This is a genomic window from Candidatus Amarobacter glycogenicus, from assembly GCF_016704105.1.
Taxonomy (GTDB): Bacteria; Chloroflexota; Dehalococcoidia; order Tepidiformales; family Tepidiformaceae; genus Amarobacter; species Amarobacter glycogenicus.
Genome location: NZ_JADJAT010000022.1, coordinates 246,154 through 266,570, shown reverse-complemented (window position 1 = coordinate 266,570; position 20,417 = coordinate 246,154). Strand labels below are relative to the sequence as shown.

Genomic DNA, 20,417 nt, shown 5'->3' with positions numbered 1-20,417 from the left:
TGACGGCTTCGTCGTATTCCCGCCGCAGCCGCTTTGAACGTTCGAGGTCGGTCATGGGGTGTGGCCTGCCTTTGCCGGACTCAGTTGGGGATAGTCTAGCGGGAGCAGATGGAGACTTTCGAGACATCGTGAACGGAGGCCGCTACAGCGAGAGATCAGGGGCGCGTATCCTTGACTGATGGCGAAAGACGAAACGTTCGATATCACTACCGGGTGCGACCTCCAGGAGGTCGCGAACGCGGTGAACCAGGCCCGGAAGGAGATCTCAACCCGTTTCGATTTCAAGAACGTGGTTGCCGAGATCGACTACGACCACAACGCGACGAAGATCGGGCTGCACGCGGCCGACGAGTACAAGCTCGAAGCGATGTGGCAGGTTATCCAGGGGCGGCTCATCGCCCGGAACGTGCCGGTGCAGAACCTCGTCCGGGGTACGGCACAGAAGGCGTCGCAGGGAACGATTCGGCAGGAGGTCACGCTCGTCCAGGCGATCGAGCAGGACATCGCGAAGAAGATCGTGAAGTTCGTGAAAGACCAGAAATACAAGAAGGCACAGGCGCAAGTCCAGGGCGACGCGGTGCGAATCAGCAGCCCCAACCGCGATGAACTCCAGCAGGTGATCACCGACCTGAAGGCGCAGGATTACGGGATCGAACTCAAGTTCGGAAACTACCGGTAGGGCGGTCCCGGGAGGCGCCTACCCTGCGCCGAACGCTTCGAAAGTCAGGATTGTGAACGTGTCGCGGATGTGCGGGATGGCGTGGATGTCACGTTCGATCAGCCGCCCGAGCCCGTCGACGTCCGAAATGTAGAGCTTCGCCAGCAGGTCGTATTGGCCGGTGATGCTGTAGCACTCGGAGAAGGACTCGACCTCGGCGACGCGATTGGCCACCTCAGTCGCGTGGCCGGGTTCGGTTTTGATCATGACGAAGACAGCGCGCATGGCCGTGGAGTGTACCGGATCCTCGAACGGTAGATCGGCGGCCCGCTCCCGGTTTCAGTAGTCCCGGGGCCCACCGCCCCCGGTGAGGGAGTCACGCTTGCTGGCGATTTCGGCGCGTTCCGCGAGGATGCGGAGGATCTCGAGCGCCTGCTGCGGCGTTGGTGTCTCGCCCGCAGCTTCGAGGAGCCGGGCGACCTGCTGGTCGATGTCGCGAAGCTGGCGTTCGAGTTCGGCAAGCGAAGCCTGGCGAGTAGAGCCAGCGGAAGGCGTCCCCTCACCCGAGCCGGAGCCCGCCGGGGACGGCGTGCCAGCCACACCGGTGGGAACACCGCCTCCGCTCCCGGGCGATGTCCCCGGGCTGGCGCTCGCCGGGGGCGCCGGCGTTTCGCCACCGGTTCCGGGAGACGGGGGCGGTGGTGTTGGCGTGGGTTCGATGGCGGGAAAGAGGAGGCGGAGCACGACCTCGTAGTCGTGGCGGGCGGCGTCGTCATCCGGGTTATCGAGGAGGGCGCGGCGGAAGGCGTCCAATGCCTCGTTGAGGCGTTCGAGGGCGAACTGGTGGTGGCCGATGGAGCTGTAAGCGCGGGCGCGCGTGGCTGCATTGTTGGAGGCCAATGCCCTCCGAGCGGCGGCGATCGCTTCGGTCTCGCGGCCAGCGGCAGCGTAGGCGGCGGCGAGGTTCAGCGCGACCGCCGGGTCATCCGGGCGTGCGACCTGGACTTCGAGGAATTTTTCGACCGCGAGACCGTAGTCGCCGCGCTCCATGGCCTTGCGTCCTTCTTCGTTCGCCCGGTAGCTCTCCGTCGCACAGCCGCCGAGGATGACCGCGAGGGCCGCCAGCGCGACGCCAGCGCGGAGCGGGAAACGCGCGAAACGTTCGGCCAGGGCGCCGAGGAGGAGCGATGCAAGGGCAATCCCTGCAAACAGCTGGTAACGCTCAACGGGGAGGATCGCCGGGCGGGATTCGATCCGCGAACGTTCGAGCGCACGGAGGCGGCCATCGACCGCGCCCGGGACCAGCGCGAGGTCCGAACCCACATACCTCCCACCACCGGCGGTCGCAAGCGCACGCAGGAATGGCTCGTTCAATTTCGTCACGATTTGCGCTCCCGTGACGTCCAGCTTGGGCGCCTCGATGCCGGTGCGCGGGTCCACGACCGGAACGATCGAGCCGGATGCGGTGCCAACTCCCGCGACGAGGAGGTCGGCGCCGGATTGCTGGACGCGAATTGCCGCGGCGGCGGGATCGCCGCCGAGGTCGTCGCCATCCGTGATCAAGAGGATGACGCGGCCAGCCTCGGCGTCTTCGCTGAGCAGGGAGACGGCCTGTTCGAGGCCGAGGGCTGCGCTGGTGCCGGCCTGGACGAGCACGGTACCTGTCTGGAGCGAATCGACCACCTGGCGAGCGGCAACGAAGTCCGTGGTGAGGGGAAAACGGACGCGCGAATCACCGGCAAAGACGACGAGCCCCACGCGGTCGCCGCCGAGGCGGTCCATGACGGCGTTAACCGTCTCCTTGGCGGCTTCGAGCCTGGTCGGGGCGACATCGCGGGCGTCCATGCTGCGGGAGATGTCGATGACAACCACGAGGTCGGCGCCGGTCCGGGGAACCTCACTCTCGCGCGTCCCCCAGCGCGGTTGAGCGGCAGAGGCGACGGCGGCGACGGCAGCGAGAGAGAACAGGCAGGCAGCGGCATATGGCGGCCGGGCGCTGCCGGTGCGCGAAAGGCTCCGGGCTCGTTCGCGGGCACGGGCGGTGCCCCGCCACCAGACGGCCAGCGCCAGCGGGATGACCGGCAAGACAACGAGAATCCAGGGGTTGGCGAAACTCACGCTGCTCATGCGGGTGTCCTCCGGAGGAAGGTCCCGCGGAGCGCCAGCTCGAGGGCGAGAAGCGCGGCCGCCGCAATGGAGAACCACGGGGCCCATTCGGTGAAGCTATCGAAGGAGGCCCGCCCGACCCGGCTCTGTTCCAGGGAAGCGATCTCGTCGTAGACATCCTGGAGCGCTTCTGGACTATCGGCTTCGAAGTAGACGGCGCCGGTCCGGTCGCTGACGGCAGTCAACAGCTCCTCGGCGATGCCTTCGTTGAGACCGGGCTCGCTCCGGGTGACGACGCCGATCGTGTAAACACGGATCTTGAGCGATATGGCGAGCTCGGCGGCTTCTTCGGGCGAAATGGAGTCGGCAGTCTGCTGTCCGTCGGTGAGGAGAATGACGATCCGGCTGGCCGCAGTGGAGTCCTGGAGCATGTTCAGCGCTCCGGCGAGGGCGACGCCGATGCCTGTGCCATCCGGGATGACTTCCTTCTCGATGTTGGCAACCATCCGGTCGAGGGCCTCGTAGTCCAGGCTGGGCGGCGAGAGGGCGAGGGCGTCCTGGCGGAATACGACCAGGCCGACCCGGTCGTTCTCGCGAGAAGTGATGAACTCCCTGACGACCTCCTTCGTGGCATCGAGCCGGGACCTTCCGGGGGCGATCCGGGCATCCATCGAACTCGAGATGTCGATTGCCAGGGCGATATCGACTCCCTCGCCCGGGACGACGGCGTCGGCATCGCCCTGGCGTGGACCGGCGACCGCAACAGCGAGCATCAGGACGGCGGCGACCCGCAGAGCCGGGAGGAGCCTGGCCGCACGGAGGCGCACTGTCGGGCGTAACGAAGCGACGGCCCCCGTGGAAGGGATGGTGTAGCCCCGGGGTTTGCGGCGGGCCAGGACAGCCACCGGCACAGCGAACAAGGCGAGGGCAAGAGCGAGGGGTTCGGCGAGTTCCATCAGCCAGCCACCTCGACGATCTCGCGGGCCATCGTGAGATCGGCCTGGCGGCGTTCCGCGGCCGGCCGGTAGCCCGCGTAAATAACCGAGTCGCACTCTTCGAGGAGGCCGCCGACGAGGCGCGCTTGCCAGCGGTCACCCTCTGCTTCGAGCCGCCTGCGGAGTTCACTGGAGGTGAGGGCTGTCGCGCGCAGACCGTAGCGGCGGGCGAGTTCGCTCTTCACGACCGACGACATCAGCCGGTAGGCGGCGACCGGGTCGGTATCGAGGACCTGTTCGGCGCCTTCGAGTGAAGCCGGGGCTTCGGGCACGGCAACGAGTGGCACGTGCCTTCGAACGCGGCGGCCGGCGACACGCAGCAGCAGCCAGACGGCGAGCGAGAGCAGCGCTGCGCCAAACAGGCCGCCCGCAACGAGGACCGGTTTGAACAGCGGCGACTCGGCCCCGGCAATCGCAACCGGTGGAGGCAACGGCGAAAGGGCGAGTTCAGCATCGGCAGGGAGGGTTGCCACGGCCGTCAACTGCACAGGCGGCAGCTCAACGGTAACCGCCTCGGACCCCTCGACGATGGCGACGGATGGCGCGAACGACACCGTACCGGGCGCGAACGGGGCGATGCGAGCCGCGATATACCAGACAACACCATCGGCGCCGGGGACCTGGGTGACATCATCGATGCCGACGAGTTCGACGCCGGCCCAGGAGGGAGTTCCCGGCGTCAGTTCGACGGTTGCCTTTGGGGGCGCGGTGACGCGGATTTCCATGACCAGGTGTTCGCCGATGAGGGCGTTGGTGCGGGAGAGCCGGACAGAGTCTTCACCGCGCACAGGGGTCGATGGGAGCACGGCCAACCCCACGACCGCCATCAGCAGGAGCGGGAGGCGCTTCACGCCGCGCCCACCGTGCGGCGCCTGAAGAAGCGAAGGAGCGCCGGCACGTAATCGGTCCCAACAACGACTGCGATCTCATCGATCCCAACCGTGCCGAAGGCAAGGCGCCTCTCCCTATCCAGTGCGGCGACGTGCGCGGCATAAGCCACGCGGACTTCCTTGTTGCTGGTGTCGACTTCAGCGGGCCGGCCGGTTTCGCTGTCCCGGATGGTGACGATCCCGGCGTCGGGCAGATTCTCATCGATCGGTTCACGCACGCGAATGGCGATAAGGTCGTGGCGCCGGGCGGCAGCTCGGAGCCGGCGCGGGTCGACTTCAGCAAGGAAGTCCGAGACGAGAAACACGGTCGCGCGGCGGCGCTGGACGCCTGTGAGGTATTCGAGGGCGGCGCCGATGTCGGTACCCGACGTCCGCGGGTGAGCCCAAAGGATCTCCCGGACGACGCGAAGCACATGGGTGGCGCCGCCGGAGGGGCGCACAAAGCGCTCCGGCTTGCTCGCGAAGAGGAGGAGGCCCACCCGATCCTTGTTGCGGATTGCGGCGAGGGCAAGGACGGCGCAGATCTCTGCGGCAAGGTCGGCCTTGGTCTGTGGATGTGAACCGGCGCGCTGCGACGCACTCACGTCGACTACGAACATCACCGTGAGATCGCGGTCTTCGCGGTAGCGGCGGATCATCGGAGTCCCGGTGCGGGCAAGCGCCTTCCAGTCGATCGAGCGGATGTCGTCGCCTGGGAGGTACGGCCGAAGTTCGTCGAATTCGATTCCGCGGCCGCGGAACACCGCGTGGTACTCGCCGAGGAAGAGATCGTTCACGAGGCGGCGAGCCTTGATTTCGATGGCGCGGATGCGATCGAGGAGTTCGGGCGGGATGCTTCCGGGACGCGGTTCGCCGGGGCGAAGCGGATCGTACGGCGGACTCTTCCGCGCGAACGGGAGTCTCATGGCGAGCGCCGGGAAGTCACTGCCGCGGCAAGGAGACATGGGCACCGAAGGCGAGGCCAGACCGCCATCTGAGGACTCCTAGGGGACGTCGACGCCCGCAAGGACGCGGTCGATGATGTCATCGGTCGAGAGTTCTTCCGCTTCGGCTTCGTAGGTCGTGACGATGCGATGGCGAAGGACATCGTGGGCGAGAGCCTTCACATCGTCAGGAGTGGTGTAGGCGCGGCCGCGGAGAAAGGCGTGAGCGCGGGACGCCTGGGCGAGCGCGATGCTGGCACGCGGCGAGGCGCCGTAACCGATGAGCGACGTTAATTCGGGAAGTCGATAGGCCGCCGGTCGGCGAGTCGCATAGATCAGCTGGACGATGTACTCCTTCAGGGCCTCGTCCATGGCGACCTCCTGGACGGCCCGGCGAGCGGCGGCAAGGTCCATCGCGTGGGCCGCGACGTTGACGGCGGGGGTGGCGCCGTTCAGGCCGATCTCGAGGATCTGGCGTTCTTCCTGGCGCGTGGGGTAATCGACTTTCACCTTCAGGAGGAAGCGGTCGAGCTGGGCTTCGGGGAGCGGGTAAGTTCCCTCTTGCTCGATGGGGTTCTGTGTTGCCATCACGAGGAAGGGCTCATCCAGTGGCATCGTCTGGCCGCCGATAGAGACCTGGCGCTCTTGCATCGCCTCGAGGAGAGCGGACTGGACCTTCGCCGGAGCACGGTTCACCTCGTCGGCGAGGACGAGGTTGGCGAAGACGGGACCGCGCCGCACGGTGAATTGCCCATCGGCCTGGTTGAATATCTCGGTGCCAATCAGGTCGGCGGGCAACAGGTCCGGCGTGAATTGGATCCGGACGAACTTCAGGTCGAGGGCCTTCGCGAGCGTTGAAACCGTGAGCGTCTTGGCGAGGCCCGGAACGCCCTCTACCAGGATGTGCCCCTGGCAGAGCATCCCGACAAGGAGCCGATCGATCAGCTCTTCCTGCGCGATGATGACCTTGTGGACCTCGGCCCGGACGCGGCCGAGGGTCTCGGCGACGAGCGCGGCCTGTGGGGAGAGCGATAGGGCGCCTGCGGCCAAGCGTTGCTCCGGGGGCTCAGAGAGTGTCGCAATTGTAGACTTCAGGGGTGTAAAGACGCGATGAACGACTTTCCGCCTCGCCCGTTAGGGACAGTCAATCGTCAATCGGTTCGTCGGTCTGGGGCGAATAGCTGGCGCGGGCGAAGGCGAGGGCCCAAACGGTCCTGGCGCCGGCATCCTGGAGGGAACGGGCACACTCCATGACGGTGGCGCCGGTGGTGACGACATCATCGACCAGGGCGACGGTGAGCCCGTCGAGCCTGGGGCCGTCGTATTCGAATGCCCCGGCTACGTTCGCGCGTCGCTCGCCGAGCCGCTGCCCAACCTGGCGCTCGGTCTTCCGGACGCGCCGGAGTCCTGGGGCAGGTTGCCAACCGGCGAGGGTGAGGAGCAAGGCGGACTGATTGAAACCACGGCGCTTCTCCCGTGACCGATGGAGTGGGACCGGATAGTACCGGTCGATGCCGAGGTCATCCGCCAGAGGCGGGAGGGCCTCGGCCATGATCGGGGCGACGCCGCGGTAGTAGCGGTACTTCAGCGCGTGGACGAGGTTCCGGGCTGTCCCCGCCATTTCGAACGCGGCGCGGACCCCTTCGAGTTCGTGCAGGTGAAAGCAACGAGGACAATTGCCATCGCCGTCCCAGGCAGCGGTGCAGAAGGGGCACCGTCCCTGGCCGGCGGCCTCGGAGAGCAGGTCCGCGCAATGGGCGCAAAGGGGCAGATCGAACTTGCCGCAACCGGCACAGCGGGGCGGGTAGAGGAGATCGAGCGCGGCGTTGGCGGCCCGGCGAATCACGCCCGCGAGTTTAGCGGCGGGAAAGCGTCCGCGCTGTCTACAATGGTGGGATGGAGATCACCGTACTCCTGTTCGCATCGGTCGCCGAAAAGGCGGGTACGCGGAAGCTCACGATGCCGAGCGAGCCGGGCGACACCGTCGAGCGCGTGCGTGACCGGCTCCTGGGAAGATTCCCGGAACTCGCCAGCTCGGTGCCCACGCTGCTCTACGCGCTGAACGAGGAGTACGCAAAAGAATGGGAACCGGTACCGCCGGGCTCGACGCTCGCCCTGATACCGCCGGTTTCGGGAGGCTAGTTCGATGCTCATCCGCGTGACCGAATCGGTACTTCAGCCGGACGAAGCGATTGCCGCCGTGCAGACGCCCGCGAGCGGCGCCGTGAACCTGTTCCTCGGAGTGGTTCGCGACAACAACCTGGGCCGGTCCGTCGGCTACCTGGAGTATGACGCCTACCCGGCCATGGCCGAACGAGTGATGCGCGAAATCGCGGAAGAGGCGAAGGCGCAGTTCGGATTGGAAGATTGTGCCGTCCTTCATCGGACTGGCAGGCTGGAGATTGGCGAGACGAGCCTGCTCGTGGCGGTGGCGTCCGGTCACCGCGCCGAATCGTTCGAGGCGGGCCACTGGCTCGTGAACCAGATCAAGAAGCGGGTGCCCGTCTGGAAGAAGGAAGTCTGGGACAACGGCGAGGCGTGGGTCGAAGGTCCGGAGTCGCTCGGGCTACAGCAGGCGCCGGCGACGATGCGGGAGGGTTAGCCGGGTTGGCGAGCCACCCTCACGCATTCAGCCGGTACTGCATGCATTGCGGCCAGCGTTTGACCTCGGCGATCCCCGAGGGTGACACAAAGAGACGGATGGTCTGCCTGGACTGCGGGTTCGTGCACTACCTGAATCCGCGCCCCGTTGCCGGGACGATCCCCGTGCGTGAGGGAAAGGTGCTCCTCGGACGGCGTGACATCGAACCCCGGCGAGGATTCTGGGTGTTCCCCGGCGGTTACATGGACGTGGGGGAGAGCGCCGAGCAGGCGGCGATCCGGGAGACACTCGAAGAAGTGCAACTCGAAGTGACCGGCCTCGAACTCATTGGCGTCTTCACACGAGTGGAGCCAGGGGTGGTGGTGATCGTCTACGAGGCTGTGGCTGTCGGAGAGCCGGCCGTCGGTCACGAGACGAGCGAGATCGGCTGGTTCGCCCCTCACGAGATCCCATGGGACACGATCGCGTTCGACAGCACCGAGGCGGCCTTGCGGGCGTGGGTGGCGAAGCAGGGCGCGTAAGGCTCAGTCCTGGAGATAGCCCGCGAGTTCACGGCCGGGGACCGACGATTCGACGTAGCCAAAGGTGCCGTGTTCGAGCGTTTCGCGGGCGGCCGAAAGCAACCCCGTCATCGCCGCACGATAGAGCGAAGTCGCGAGACTAATGCGTTTGACGCCGGCCGCAGTGAGGTCGGAAACGGTGAAAGAACGATGCGGCACGCCGACCATGAAGTTGACGGGCCGAGAAACCGACCTGCAAACCGCGCGAACCGCATCGAGGTCTGGAAGGCCGGGAGCGAAGAGGACGTCGGCGCCTGCCGCTTCGTAGGCTTTGAGGCGGCGAATCGCATCATCGAGGTCGGTGTTACCGCGCAGGAACCCTTCGGCACGGGCGGTGAGTGTGAAGTGGAACGGCAGCCCACGGACTGCCTCCACGGCCGCCGCGACGCGAGCGGTGGCCTCTTCGATGGTGAAGAGCAGCTGTCCAGGATCACCGGTCGCATCTTCGATGGAGGCCCCTACGAGGCCAGTCTCCGCAGCCAGCCGATAGGTCTCGGCAACGTCGGCAGTGGTCGACCCGAAGCCGTTCTCGAGGTCGGCGGACACCGGGAGATCAGTCGACGCCACGATCAGTTCGCAATGAGCGAGAGCTTCGTCTCGGGAAATCTTGCCGTCGCGGCGTCCAAGAGTTCCGGCGCTGGCGCCGCTGGAGGTTGCGAGGGCCCTGTAGCCGAGCGCCTCGAGGATCCGGGCCGAGCCGCCGTCCCACGGATTGGGGATGACGAACGATCCTGGGGCAGCGTGCAGAGCCTGAAACGAGCTGGCTTTGTCGATCTGAGCAGGCACGGCGGGACTCCTGAGGATGGTGCCCTCGATGATGCACCGCCTACCTCGAGGCTGTCCCGAACCAGTCCGGGTCTCGCTGGGCCACGGAGTGGCGCGCCGGGCCCGGACAACGCGATGATCCGCACGTCCGCGCGGCATCGAGCGCCACTCCCTGGCCACGGTTCTGCGATTCGCCGCAGACGGTGACGCCCCCGGGACAGGAGGCGTCACCGTCACGTGCGCAGCGGGCCAGCGTTAGCGCGCGGCACCGACGCTGAAGATGTCGAGCTCGGCCTCGACCTGGTGGCCGACGTAGAGACGGTGGTGAGCCACATCCAGGGCGAACACCGGAACCAGCCCGTGCGTTCCCGGGAGAGGTTCGCTGTGGAGCGTCGCCAGCGTCTGGCGGTCGACCACGGCGACCGAGTAACTGACGACGCCGCTATTGTTCGTGGTCGCACTGGCCCAGTACTCGCCGGATTCCGTGTCGACAGCGAAGACTCGGAGCCCGGCGCCGAGTGTCCGACCGGTCGGCTTCAGGGTCGCCGCATCGATCTCGATTGGACCGACAAAGAGGCGTGCCGCGGCGGCATCGAAGAACAGCAACTCACCATCCTGCGGCACCAGCTTCCAGTTCAGGCTGGTCTTGCCCATCTCAGCGAGCTTCGCGTAGCCGGCGTTGCCGTCATAGACCTCGAGTTTCTGGCTTTGCGACCAGAGGACGAACACATGGTTGGCGGCTTCGTCGACGGCGAGTTGGATCTGTCCGGGGCCTCCGCCGGTGTCGCCCGTCTTGAATCCCGCAAGGGTGATTGTCGACAGTACTCTGAGGCTACGGAAGTCAACCACGACGACCCTGCCAAATTCTGGATAAGCGACGTAGGCGAGCGAGCGGCTGGAGTCGATGGCCATCGCGGGCAACCGGTCGGTGCTGCCATCGGGCAGGCCAAGCGCGATGTTGCCGAGAAGAGCGTGGCCATCGCCCGCGTCATACACGCTGAGGGTGCTGTCCCACGCGTTGAGGACGAGGAGCCTGTCGCCTTCGGCCGTCGTCTGGACCGGGATGGGCCATGTGCCGGATTCGAAGGTCTCGAACGTCCCGTCGCCGGGGCGGTACTCCACCAGGTAGCTGCCACCGAGCCGGCTGCTGAGGAAGACGGACTGCCCGTTCCCCGCGAAGGCGACCTGTTCGACACTGTCGCCCAGGCGCAGCGGCGTGGCCCCGGTGAACTTGGACGTGTCGACGCTCCAGACGACGGAAGCGTCGCCGTTCGGGATGTAGATCTTGCCGGTCGCTGTGTTGAGTGTCATCTGGTGGGGCTTACGCCCGAAGGAAACGGACGTGACCTGGCGGCCGTTCGCCGGGTCGAAGACCGTCATCACCCCGCCCACGCCAGCCACCTCGCCGGATTCCGGGCGTTCGAGCGACATGGCCACGATCTTGCCGGAGGTAGGGTCGAAGAGGACGTCCTCGACGGTCTGGCTCGAGGGGAGCCGGAAAGTCGAGAGCTGGCTACCGTCGGAGCGGAGCACGATGACCGTGCGCGGGGTCGCGATGAAGAGCCGGCCTGTGGTCGAATCGAAGGAGAGCCAGGCGGCGCGTTCGTTCGGCGGCGCAGCGTAGGCGATCTCGGCCGTCACTTTTCCGGTGGCCGGGTCTACCAGGTGGAGCTGGCGCTGGGCCCCTGTCGACTGCGTGTCGAGCATGTAGACCAGGTCGCGGGTGGGGTCGTACGCCATGGCGCCGGTGCGCTCGCCCAAACTCTTTTCCTGGTACAAGAGCCCGAAGGTCGCGCCGCCGAAGGCCTGGACTCCGTTGTCCTTGGTGACTACCAGGAGCCGCCCGCGCTCGCTATCGACGAACGCCTGATGGCCTTCGATGAATCCGCCAACAGCGACGGGACCCTCGATCGCCCCGGTGGCGAGGTCGATCCTGCGCAAGGTAGCGCCGCTCGCCTCGAGCACGTAGAGGTCGTTCGCTTCGGGGTCGACGTAGAGGTACTTGAGGGCGCGGACTGCCACGCCGGAGTCGACGACGCCGACCCACTCCTCCGTCTCGCCATCAAGGATGGCTATCGACTGGCTCATGATGCCCGAGACGTAGACCAGGTTGCGCACCGGGTCGGCCGCCACGGAGAAGAGCTTCAAGACGTTCTCGTCGATGGGCCGATCCTGGAGATCGAGGAGGCTCACGGTGCGTTCGAGACAAAGCGCATCGTCGCAGACCACTTCCGCGGGGAGAGCGCCCGGCGCGGAAGCCCCCGCTTCGGAGAGCGAGCCCGGCGTAGGCGCGCACGCGGCAGTTGCGACGGCCAGCGTGGCGACGAATAGGAAAAGAGCGAGGGCTTTCATCGGGTACCACCTTCTCGGCCGGAGCGCATGTCCGGCGGTTGACAGGTGATGGCGGATTGGGGCTCGCGGGTGCCGCAGCCTTCACTCCCGCCTTAACCTCGGCGTGACGTAGCCGCCAGAGAGGAACCGGGCGATCCAGCGGACGAGGGCGCGCTGGGGCTGCGACCAGGCGGCACCCCGGCGTGGAATGACCCAATCGAGCCTTGAACCAGGACCGGGATCGGGATCGCTACTTCAGCGAGACGATCGGCACGGCCTTCGCCTGCCCTGGGACCGTCACTTCGAGCGCTGCGACACGGGCGCCAACCGGCACCTGAAAGCTGAGCCACCCGCGTCTCGACTCTCCCGGCTGGAGCTGGCCCGACTGGAACCCCGGCGTGCTGTTGGTGATCGCCCAGGTGTACTCGACCCCGGAGGCATCGAGGAGCTTGAACGAGGCGAAGGAGTAGCTCTGGCGCGCGGTCATCGCTTCCTGGGTGACCTCGATTGCGACGCGGCGGTTGCCAACAGCGGTCTGGAACAGTCCAGGCGGCTCGGGGTCGACTACCTGATGGACGGTGTAGCGTGAATCGTTGAACTCGACCGTTTGCCCGATCCCAACCATCCCGACGACGGCCGTGGCGGACCTCGAAGGACGGGGCGTGAGCTCGGCAATCGCGGTCGCGGAGAGCATGGTGGCTTCGCGGATGACGGCAGTGATGGTGGCTCCGGCGCTTCCGCCGGACTCGTAGATCGAGCCCTGCGGGGTGGCGGGGTTATCGCCCACGCCCGCGCCTGTGGAGCGCGAATCGATCTCCGAGTTGAGGATTCCCGACTGCACCCGCGCGACGAGAAGAATAATCCCGACGGCGGAAACCAGGACCGAGAGAACGAGCAGGCCTGCGGCCCGCGGCATCGTCATGGCCCGATCCTAAGCGCAGCGTGCGTTGTAGGGATCAACGCCTGCGCGAGTAATTTCCCCGGGCCGGGGGAGCGTCGGGCTGGCGGCCGAGGCGGTAGTGCGGCGCGAGCAGCGTGACGACCGTCCCCGCATGGGGATCGGCTATACGGGCGACGATGCGGGGATGCGCCTCCTGCAGGCGGTCCAGCGATTGGTCGGTTGTCACGACCGTGGGGAGGCCAGCGACGTGGCGGTAGTTCACCACCTGGTAAAGCTTCTCCTGCGCCCACTGTGTTGTCGCCTGGGCGCCAAGGTCGTCGAGGATGAGGAGGTCGACGTTGCGCACGCGGTCGAAGAGTTCGTCGTAAGGGGATTCTTTGCCGGGTGCGAACGACGCGCGCAGGTAGTCGAGCAGGTCCGGGACGACTGCGAAGAAGACGCCGCGGCCATCGGCGAGGACGCGGTTGGCGATGGCCGCGGCGAGGTGCGTCTTGCCGCAGCCGTTGGCGCCCTGGAGCACAAACCAGCCCTTCGGGTCTTCCGCATAGGCCATGGCGGCGCGAAAGGCCGATTCGAGCGATTCGCGTTCTTCGGAGTGAAGGCCTGCGACGCGCAGGTCGAAGGTTCGGAACTGGTGTTCGGCGATGCGTTCGCGCGTCATCCCTCCGACCTGGGCATAGCCGCCGCGCACTTCCGCATCCAGGACCATGACACGGGACAGGCCCTCATCGCAGAGGCGGGTTGCAAGCCGCTCGTCCAACTGCTGCGGACGGGTGGTAGTGGTGAAGACGGTGGGGAGGCTCGCGTTGTAGCGGTGGTTGACCACCTGCAGTAGCTTCTCGCGGGCCCAGGCGGTACCGGCGCCTGTATCGATATCGTCGAGGATGAGGAGGGGAGTATTGCGAACCTGATCGAACAGCTGGTCGAAGCCAATGTCGTCATCATCGGGCTCGTAGCTCGCGCGGAGGTGGTCGAGCAAGTCCGGCACGACCATGAAGAGGACCGGCTCGCCGGCGGAGATGCGGTCGTTCGCGATGGCCGCAGCAAGATGGGTCTTCCCGCTACCCGAGACTCCGCTGAACACGAGCCAGCCGGACGGCGCCTCTGCGAACTCGCGGGCTGCCTTGTAGGCCTCTTCGAACCAGCCGCTCTCGCCGGTGCGTCCGGTCGGCACGAGGCTCTGAAACGTGAAGCGGGTGAGCGAACCGAGATTGCTCATGCGCTCGAGACGCGTGCGGCGGACGTGCTCGTCCTCGTTCATCACACAACTGCAAGGCTCGGCCTTGCCGAAACGGGGATGGTCGACAGGGAGCGACCGGCGGACGAAACCGGCGCCCTTGCAGATCGGGCAACTGGAGACCTCCGGCGGGGTCTCAGTTCCCGGGCCTGAGCGCACCTCCGAGATATCGGCGTTTGCGGTCTTCGAGAGAATCTCGCCCAGGCGTTTCATTTGGACGGCCCTCCTCGGCCCAGTTCCTCAGGATTTTCTCAATGTAGCGCCAGTTGCGCGCGTTCAGTTCGGCAGCCTCGCGGAACGCATCTTCGATCCACTCCGCGGGATAGAGGTCTTCGGCTTCGACGAGCCGATCGCCGACCATCGGCGTGATCGTACCAATGTGTTCTTCGTAGAGCCGGAAAATGCCCGGGCGCTGTTCGGGGAGCTCCAGCGGAACGACTGTCGTTTCGGGGCGCAGGCTGAGTTCGCCGCTCCGGACGCGGGTGACGGTACGGCGGGAAACCGGGTCGTTCGGGAAGTAGACGGCTTCATCGACGCCGGCCCCGCGGAGACGGATGGCGATGAGCGCACGCAGCTCCAGGCACCGTGCGAGACCGGAATCGAGGCCGGCCTTGCCGCCGCCGAAGGCTTCGAAACTCGCCCGGGCAGCGGGTTCGGCCCAGATGGCAGCGGCGCTCGCGCAGCGGGCTTCGCCACGGTGCGCCTGGGCCAACCGGCTGACCCAGAGAAACGCGAGCAAGGCGTCCGGAGACTCCAGCCGGGGCAAGACCGCCGAGAAGAAGAGGTTCGGAATCGCGGTCGCCTTGCCGATGCCGGGAAAGCCCGTGAAGTCGTTCAACGCCGGGTTCCCGGGCGTTACTCGGGGAGGTCATCGGTGCGGAGGACCCAGTCTTCGAACTTGGCGAACCGATCGCGGAAGCGGAGCTCGACGGAGCCCGTCGGGCCGTTGCGATGCTTGGCGACACTCACCTGGGCGACGCCCTTCGGGTAGGCGCTTTCGGGGAGGTCGGGGTGTTGCTGGGCCCATTGCTCCTGGGTGACGTAGAGCTCTTCGCGACTGAGGAACATGACGATGTCGGCATCCTGTTCGATGGAGCCGGAATCCCGGAGGTCAGAGAGCATGGGAGTGCGCGGGTGGCGGTTCTCGATGGCGCGCGAAAGCTGCGCGAGGGCGACGATCGGGACATCGAGTTCGCGCGCGAGGCCCTTCAGCGTGCGAGAGATGTAACTGATCTCCTGGACACGGTTTTCGCGCCCGGTCTGGCTTTCCCCCTGCATGAGCTGGAGGTAGTCGATGACAATGAGGTCGAGCTGTTTCGCTTCGCCGGCCAGCCGGCGGGCCTTCGCGCGCAGCTCGGCGGCGGTTAGCATCGGCGAGTCGTCGAACCAGATGTTGGCTTCCGAGAGGCGGCCGGCGGCGGCCACGACACGGCGCTCTTCGAGCTCGGTGTTCTGTCCCAACCGGAGGCGGCTACTATCGACGCCGGATTCGGCTGAAAGGAGCCGGATTGCGAGCTGTTCGGACGACATTTCGAGCGAGAAGAAGGCAACATGGGCGCGCTGCTCGATGGCGGCATTCCGGGCGATACCGAGGGCGAAGCTCGACTTTCCGACGCTCGGGCGGGCGCCGATGATGACGAGGTCAGAGCGTTTTAGGCCCGTGAGCAGCGTATCGAGGTCGGTGAAACCGGTGCGGATGGCCGAGAGTTCGATGCGCTCGATCTCGTCGGGGTCCTGGTCGAGGTAGGCATCGAGGAGCTGCCGAATGTGGACGAAGTCGCGGAAGCTTTCGCCGCCGCGGATGCGCTGGATCAGGTTTTCGGCTTTGGAAAAGACCTGTTCGATCTCGGCGGGGGCCTCATAGGCCATCTGGAGGATGCCGGTGGCGGCATGGATCAGGCCGCGGTAGGTGCTGTCGCGCTTAACGATGCGGGCGTAGAACTCAGCGCCGAGGGACGTCGGCAGGCGCCGGATGATATCGGCGAGGAAGACCTGGCCGCCGACATCCTCCAGCCGGTCGCGGGTAGCAAGCTCATGGGCGACGGTGATCTGGTTGACCACTTCGTCGCGGTTCCAGAGCGCGAGGCAGGAGTCGTAGACCCAGCCGTTCTTCTCGCGGAAGAAGTCCTGGGCTTTGAGGATGCCCTGGACGGCGATCATGGCCTGGGGATCGACCATCAAGGAGGCGATGACCGCCTCCTCTGCCTCGATGTCGTGCGGGGGTAGACGTTCGAGTGGCGCGAGGGTCATAGGGTGGGGAGGAAACCGGGGAAAGCGCGGGTGCGCGCCTGGGCGCGCGGATGGCCTCGGTCCCTGTTCTCCTCCTTTCCCTGGTTACTCGGCTTCGGTCTCTTCGGCAGCAGCGGCTTCTTCGGCGGCCTTCGCTTCAGCCAGCGCCTTCTTTTCGGCGGCGATCTTCGCATCGGCTTCGGCCTGGGCCTTCTTCTCGGCGAGGAACTTCTCGACGACGGGCTTCGATGCTTCGTCCGGCACCACATCGACGGTCACTTCGGAGGTGACGTTGCGGGTGAACTTGATGGTCACCTGCTTCTGGCCGATTTCGCGGATGGGCTCGGCGAGAAGGACGATTTTGGAATCGACTTCGACGCCGGCCCTGGCGGTCAGCTGTTCGGCGATATCACGATTGGTGACGGAGCCGAAGAGGTGGCCGGTTTCGCCGACTCGGGCTTCGATGGTGACGGTGTAACCATCGAGCTTGCCGGCGACTCCGCGCGCTTCGCCATCGAGTTTCTCCTGGCGGCGGGCTTCCTTCTGGGCGAGGGAATTCGCACGCTGGAGGTTATCCTTCGAGGTTGAACCTGCGACGCCGCGAGGCAGGAGGAAGTTGCGAGCGAAGCCGTTTTTGACTTCCTTCACTTCGCCAACCTGCGCGGTGCCTTCTACGTCTTCGAAAAAGACGACTTTCATGACCTGGACTCCAAGTAGGGATAGCCCCGGCGGGACAAACGGCGGGGTGAGTGTGCCCGCCCGGTGCGATCCCGGGGGCACCGTAGACGAATAAGGATAGCTGCTCCATCCGTTATCGTCGCGTGGGGCGATCCTTGATAGTTCCTGTACGGAGTCCACGGGTTATGGATACCGGGTGATCGCGACAAATCGTGTCGTGTCCTGGCAAGTGTGCGCGAGGAATCCGGCCAGCGGCCTGGGCCACCGTCGTTGCCGGTCAGCGGTAAAACACGTAGAGATCGCCGAGCGTCGCGCCGGTTTGGATGTCGTGGCCTTCGACGCCGTACGCCAGGCTTCGTGAGTCGCCCGAGAGAGCAGGGCCGAAGTATTTCGCTGTCCCTGGCGCAAACCGGCCGGGAGTGACCACCGTAGCGGGAAGGGCATCCGGGAAAGGATCGAAGTAGTCGAGCCCGGCCTTCCGGTACGGGCCCCAGACCAATGTTCGGCCAGCGATCGCGGGTGGTCCGCCACAGCAAAACGAGAGGTCCGCAGACGCGAGGGTGCCCAGTACTTCGCCCGTCGCCAACGACACCATGACCAGTCCGGCACCCAGGATGCGTGTGCCACCGGAGCCCGCCACTGTCTCCCCGCTCATGAATGCGAACGCTGCTGCGTCGCCCGAAACCGCAGCGATGCCGAAATCCACGATGACTGTGCCATCGGTGGGAGTGATCGATGGGCACCAGGTTTCCCCGGTCAGGAAGTCGTGGACGAAGGGCCTTGCGACCGGCAATGCGTTCACTGAATCGCCAATCAGCACTTCCCGGAGCAGGGGCTCGCATCTCGCTTCCGGGACGGATGACGCCGCAAAGACCAGCCAACGCCCGTCGCTTGAGAATCCCGGGGTTCCGGCATCGAGCGCCGGTTCAAGCGGCGTCCTCCAAACCGTGTCTCCCGAGCGAACGTCGCGCACCTCCAGGATGGCGAGCGTTTGTGCGGCCGATTGTTCCAGCTGTACGGCCGCAACGAGGTCCCCTCGCGGCGAAACCGAAGCGACAAGCGTCGGGACATCGCTGAAGTTGCGGAGGCCCGACGTGCCGTTCTCCCAAAGTCGAATGCCTCCGAAGAAGGGATTGGCTCCCGCCACGATGAACGCCACGACATCGCCATTCGCCGAAACCGATGGCCCGGAGGACGACACCGCCGAGGCTGAGCCCGGTGCGAGGTCGGTAAGGAGCTGGAGCTTCCTTTCCCGCCGGTCGAATCGAAATACATCGGTGCCACCGTTTCGATCGTCCTTTACGAGGTTGGACGCATCGGATTCGAAAACGAGGTAGCGCCCGTCGGTGGAGAGGTGAGCGTTCCGGGATGGGCCGTTCGCGGGCGCCCCATCGAATCCGACCGTCACGAGGCCCTGGAAGAGCGTCTCCGACTCTGGCTCGGTACGTGTCGCGAACGCGTGGACAACGGCGACAACCGCGACGCCCGCCGCGGTAACCAGTCCGATCTTCACCACGGCGGGTATTCCCGCCCACATCCGCCGCGGACGCGATGGCTCGCGCCATTCCGCCAACTGCTCGCGGTTCTGGAGCCCCAGCTTCCCGAGCATGTTCGAGACGTGGTACTTCACCGCATCGAGCGAGACGCCCAGCCGCACGGCGATTTCGGCGTTCGTCAGACCACGGCGGAGGTGCGCAAGCACCCGCTCTTCCGCTGGCGTCAGCAGGGGATAGGGAGGCCTTCCGCGCTGCCGTCGACTCCAAGGAGATGCCATGCCGCCACTTTAGCGGCGGACCTCGCGAATTTCCCTACCCGGCCGCTTAACGCGCGCTCACCGGCTCCTTCGCATCGAGGGCGAAGCCCTCGTAGCCCTCCTTCGCCACCTGGTCGCACTTCTGGGCGTAGTTCCCAACGCCGCCGATGTACGGCATGAAGACGCGGGGCTTGCCCGGCACGTTCGCGCCGAGGTACCAGGAGTTCGCCTTCGGGTAGAGGGTGAAGCTCGCCACGGTGTTTACGTGGTCGACCCATTCGTCTTCTGCCCTGGTTGTCGCTTCGATGGTGGCGGTCTCGTGGTCTCGCAGGTACTCAAGGCAATCGGTGATCCAGTCGACGTGCTGCTCGATAGAGACGATCATGTTGCTCAGCACGGAGGGGCTGCCAGGCCCGGTGATGGTGAAGAGGTTCGGGAAGCCGGCGGCCTGGAGACCCAGGTACGTGCGCGGGCCGTGCTCCCACTTCTCGTTGAGCTTGAGCCCGCCGCGACCCTGAATGTCGATCTTCGAGAGGGCGCCCGTCATGGCGTCGAAGCCGGTGGCGAAGACGATCGCATCGAAGTCGTAGGCGGTGCCATCCTGCAGCTTGAGGCCGGTAGTGGTGATTTCGGCCACGGGGTTGTTCTTCACGTCGACCAGGCTGACGTTGTCACGATTGAAGGTCTCGAAGTAGCCGGTATCGACGCAGAGGCGCTTTGTTGCGAAGGGGTAGTCCCGAGGGCAGAGGAGCTCGGCCGTGGCCGGGTCCTTGACCGTCTGGCGGATCTTACTTCGCACGAATTCGGCCGCTGTGGCGTTCGCTTCTTCGTTGATGGCGAGGTCGATGAAGGCGCCACCGATAGCGAAGCCGCCGATCTCCCAGCGGATCTCGAATTCGCGCTGGCGCTCTTCGGGCGTGGCTTCGAGAGCGGACTTTTCGGCGGGGGCTCGGACAACGCCGCCCTGCGAAGCCCGGGCGGCCCGGCGGAAAGCCGTGTAGTCCTGAAGGATTTTCGCCTTGTATTCCTCATCGATCGGGCCGTTGTGCGCGGGGACGCTGAAGTTCGCGGTCCGCTGGAAGACGGTCAGGTGCTTCGCCTGGGCGGCGATGAGCGGTATCGACTGGATAGCGGAGGAACCGGTGCCGATGACGCCGACGGTCTTGCCGGTGAAGTCGACGCCTTCGTGCGGCCACTCGCCCGTGTGGTACCACTCGCCCTTGTAGCTATCGAGGCCCTTGAAGTCGGGCACGCGCGCCGCGGAGAGGCAGCCTGTGGCCATGACGCAGAACTTCGCCGAGTAGGCGTCGCCCCTGTCGGTCGTGACGAGCCAGCGGTTCGTCGCTTCGTTGAAGTGGGCGGAAGTGACGCGCGTCTCGAACCGCACATCCTTGCGGAGGTCGAAGCGATCGGCGACCCAGTTGATGTAGCGAAGGATCTCGGGCTGGGTGGCGTAGCGCTCGGACCACTGCCACTCGTGCGGGAGGGCTTCATCGAAGCCGTACTGGTATTCGAGGCTTTCGATGTCGCAGCGGGCGCCGGGGTAGCGGTTCCAGTACCAGGTGCCGCCTACGTTGTCGCCGGCTTCGATGACCTGGGCGGTGAAGCCGGCCCGACGGAGCCGGAGGAGCTGGTAGAGGCCGGCGAAACCGGCGCCAACGATGAGCGCGTCAAGGGTGCGGACTGGTGCGGCAGCTTCGGACATGGGGAATCCTCGCGTTGGTGTGGCTGGGGCCGGATTCTGACATTCGCCGGGCCTCCGCCGCAACATGGAGGGCTGGGGCTTTCC

Annotated in this window: 20 protein-coding genes; 4 read left to right on the top strand and 16 right to left on the bottom strand. The window is 66.0% G+C overall.

Annotated features, from left to right (window positions below; genetic code table 11):
• Positions 1-178 precede the first annotated feature (178 nt).
• On the top strand, positions 179-679 hold the full coding sequence (locus IPG14_RS18795) for a YajQ family cyclic di-GMP-binding protein (protein ID WP_343392809.1): 501 nt from the start codon (positions 179-181) through the stop codon (positions 677-679).
• Positions 680-697: 18 nt separating this feature from the next.
• On the opposite strand, the gene IPG14_RS18790 is transcribed toward IPG14_RS18795, so the two are convergent.
• The 7 genes from IPG14_RS18790 to IPG14_RS18760 all read right to left on the bottom strand — a co-directional run bounded on the left by IPG14_RS18790 (position 698) and on the right by IPG14_RS18760 (position 7,418).
• A complete protein-coding gene (locus IPG14_RS18790) occupies positions 698-943 on the bottom strand; it encodes an Lrp/AsnC ligand binding domain-containing protein (protein WP_343385433.1) in 246 nt (81 codons plus the stop codon).
• 54 nt (positions 944-997) lie between these two features.
• Positions 998-2,785, bottom strand: a complete 1,788-nt coding sequence (locus IPG14_RS18785; RefSeq protein ID WP_343392808.1) for a VWA domain-containing protein — start codon at positions 2,783-2,785, stop codon at positions 998-1,000.
• Positions 2,782-3,720: a VWA domain-containing protein gene (locus tag IPG14_RS18780; RefSeq protein ID WP_343388301.1), complete on the bottom strand. Its 939-nt coding sequence runs from the start codon at positions 3,718-3,720 to the stop codon at positions 2,782-2,784. The genes IPG14_RS18785 and IPG14_RS18780 overlap by 4 nt, the downstream gene beginning before the upstream one ends.
• Positions 3,720-4,610: a hypothetical protein gene (locus IPG14_RS18775; RefSeq protein ID WP_343388302.1), complete on the bottom strand. Its 891-nt coding sequence runs from the start codon at positions 4,608-4,610 to the stop codon at positions 3,720-3,722. Before IPG14_RS18775 ends, IPG14_RS18780 begins: the two co-directional genes overlap by 1 nt.
• On the bottom strand, positions 4,607-5,554 hold the full coding sequence (locus IPG14_RS18770) for a DUF58 domain-containing protein (RefSeq protein WP_343392807.1): 948 nt from the start codon (positions 5,552-5,554) through the stop codon (positions 4,607-4,609). The genes IPG14_RS18775 and IPG14_RS18770 overlap by 4 nt, the downstream gene beginning before the upstream one ends.
• A gap of 78 nt (positions 5,555-5,632) precedes the next feature.
• On the bottom strand, positions 5,633-6,622 hold the full coding sequence (locus tag IPG14_RS18765; protein WP_343385438.1) for a MoxR family ATPase: 990 nt from the start codon (positions 6,620-6,622) through the stop codon (positions 5,633-5,635).
• A gap of 94 nt (positions 6,623-6,716) precedes the next feature.
• Positions 6,717-7,418, bottom strand: a complete 702-nt coding sequence (locus tag IPG14_RS18760) for a ComF family protein (protein WP_343392806.1) — start codon at positions 7,416-7,418, stop codon at positions 6,717-6,719.
• 50 nt (positions 7,419-7,468) lie between these two features.
• Here IPG14_RS18760 and IPG14_RS18755 point away from each other — a divergent pair, with 50 nt between their 5' ends.
• Genes IPG14_RS18755 through IPG14_RS18745 form a run of 3 tightly spaced genes read left to right on the top strand, consistent with a single transcriptional unit; the run spans position 7,469 to position 8,695 of the window.
• Positions 7,469-7,714 carry a MoaD/ThiS family protein gene (locus tag IPG14_RS18755; RefSeq protein ID WP_343385440.1) on the top strand — a complete coding sequence of 82 codons (246 nt, stop codon included), beginning with the start codon at positions 7,469-7,471 and terminating at the stop codon, positions 7,712-7,714.
• A 4-nt stretch (positions 7,715-7,718) separates the two neighbouring features.
• Positions 7,719-8,174 carry a molybdenum cofactor biosynthesis protein MoaE gene (locus IPG14_RS18750; RefSeq protein ID WP_343385441.1) on the top strand — a complete coding sequence of 152 codons (456 nt, stop codon included), beginning with the start codon at positions 7,719-7,721 and terminating at the stop codon, positions 8,172-8,174.
• A 41-nt stretch (positions 8,175-8,215) separates the two neighbouring features.
• Positions 8,216-8,695: an NUDIX hydrolase gene (locus IPG14_RS18745; protein WP_343392811.1), complete on the top strand. Its 480-nt coding sequence runs from the start codon at positions 8,216-8,218 to the stop codon at positions 8,693-8,695.
• 3 nt (positions 8,696-8,698) lie between these two features.
• Here the strand turns inward: IPG14_RS18745 and IPG14_RS18740 are convergent, their stop codons facing one another.
• The 9 genes from IPG14_RS18740 to IPG14_RS18700 form a co-directional block, all read right to left on the bottom strand.
• Positions 8,699-9,520: an isocitrate lyase/phosphoenolpyruvate mutase family protein gene (locus IPG14_RS18740; RefSeq protein ID WP_343392805.1), complete on the bottom strand. Its 822-nt coding sequence runs from the start codon at positions 9,518-9,520 to the stop codon at positions 8,699-8,701.
• A 234-nt stretch (positions 9,521-9,754) separates the two neighbouring features.
• Positions 9,755-11,851: a hypothetical protein gene (locus IPG14_RS18735; RefSeq protein WP_343392804.1), complete on the bottom strand. Its 2,097-nt coding sequence runs from the start codon at positions 11,849-11,851 to the stop codon at positions 9,755-9,757.
• A 229-nt stretch (positions 11,852-12,080) separates the two neighbouring features.
• Complete coding sequence (locus IPG14_RS18730; RefSeq protein ID WP_343392803.1) at positions 12,081-12,752, bottom strand: DUF4352 domain-containing protein; 672 nt, start codon at positions 12,750-12,752, stop codon at positions 12,081-12,083.
• A gap of 34 nt (positions 12,753-12,786) precedes the next feature.
• Entirely contained in the window at positions 12,787-14,181 is a 1,395-nt protein-coding gene (locus IPG14_RS18725) for an ATP-binding protein (protein ID WP_343392802.1), read from the bottom strand.
• Entirely contained in the window at positions 14,105-14,806 is a 702-nt protein-coding gene (locus IPG14_RS18720) for a DnaD domain protein (protein ID WP_343392801.1), read from the bottom strand. Before IPG14_RS18720 ends, IPG14_RS18725 begins: the two co-directional genes overlap by 77 nt.
• 17 nt (positions 14,807-14,823) lie before the next feature.
• On the bottom strand, positions 14,824-16,218 hold the full coding sequence (dnaB, locus tag IPG14_RS18715; RefSeq protein WP_343385448.1) for a replicative DNA helicase: 1,395 nt from the start codon (positions 16,216-16,218) through the stop codon (positions 14,824-14,826).
• A gap of 84 nt (positions 16,219-16,302) precedes the next feature.
• Positions 16,303-16,896 carry a 50S ribosomal protein L9 gene (gene rplI / locus IPG14_RS18710; protein WP_343392800.1) on the bottom strand — a complete coding sequence of 198 codons (594 nt, stop codon included), beginning with the start codon at positions 16,894-16,896 and terminating at the stop codon, positions 16,303-16,305.
• Between the two features lie 256 nt (positions 16,897-17,152).
• On the bottom strand, positions 17,153-18,649 hold the full coding sequence (locus IPG14_RS18705; protein ID WP_343392799.1) for a helix-turn-helix transcriptional regulator: 1,497 nt from the start codon (positions 18,647-18,649) through the stop codon (positions 17,153-17,155).
• Between the two features lie 46 nt (positions 18,650-18,695).
• The gene (locus IPG14_RS18700) at positions 18,696-20,333 is read right to left on the bottom strand and encodes an NAD(P)/FAD-dependent oxidoreductase (protein WP_343392798.1); all 1,638 of its coding nucleotides are present in this window, start codon (positions 20,331-20,333) and stop codon (positions 18,696-18,698) included.
• Between the last annotated feature and the right edge of the window lie 84 nt (positions 20,334-20,417).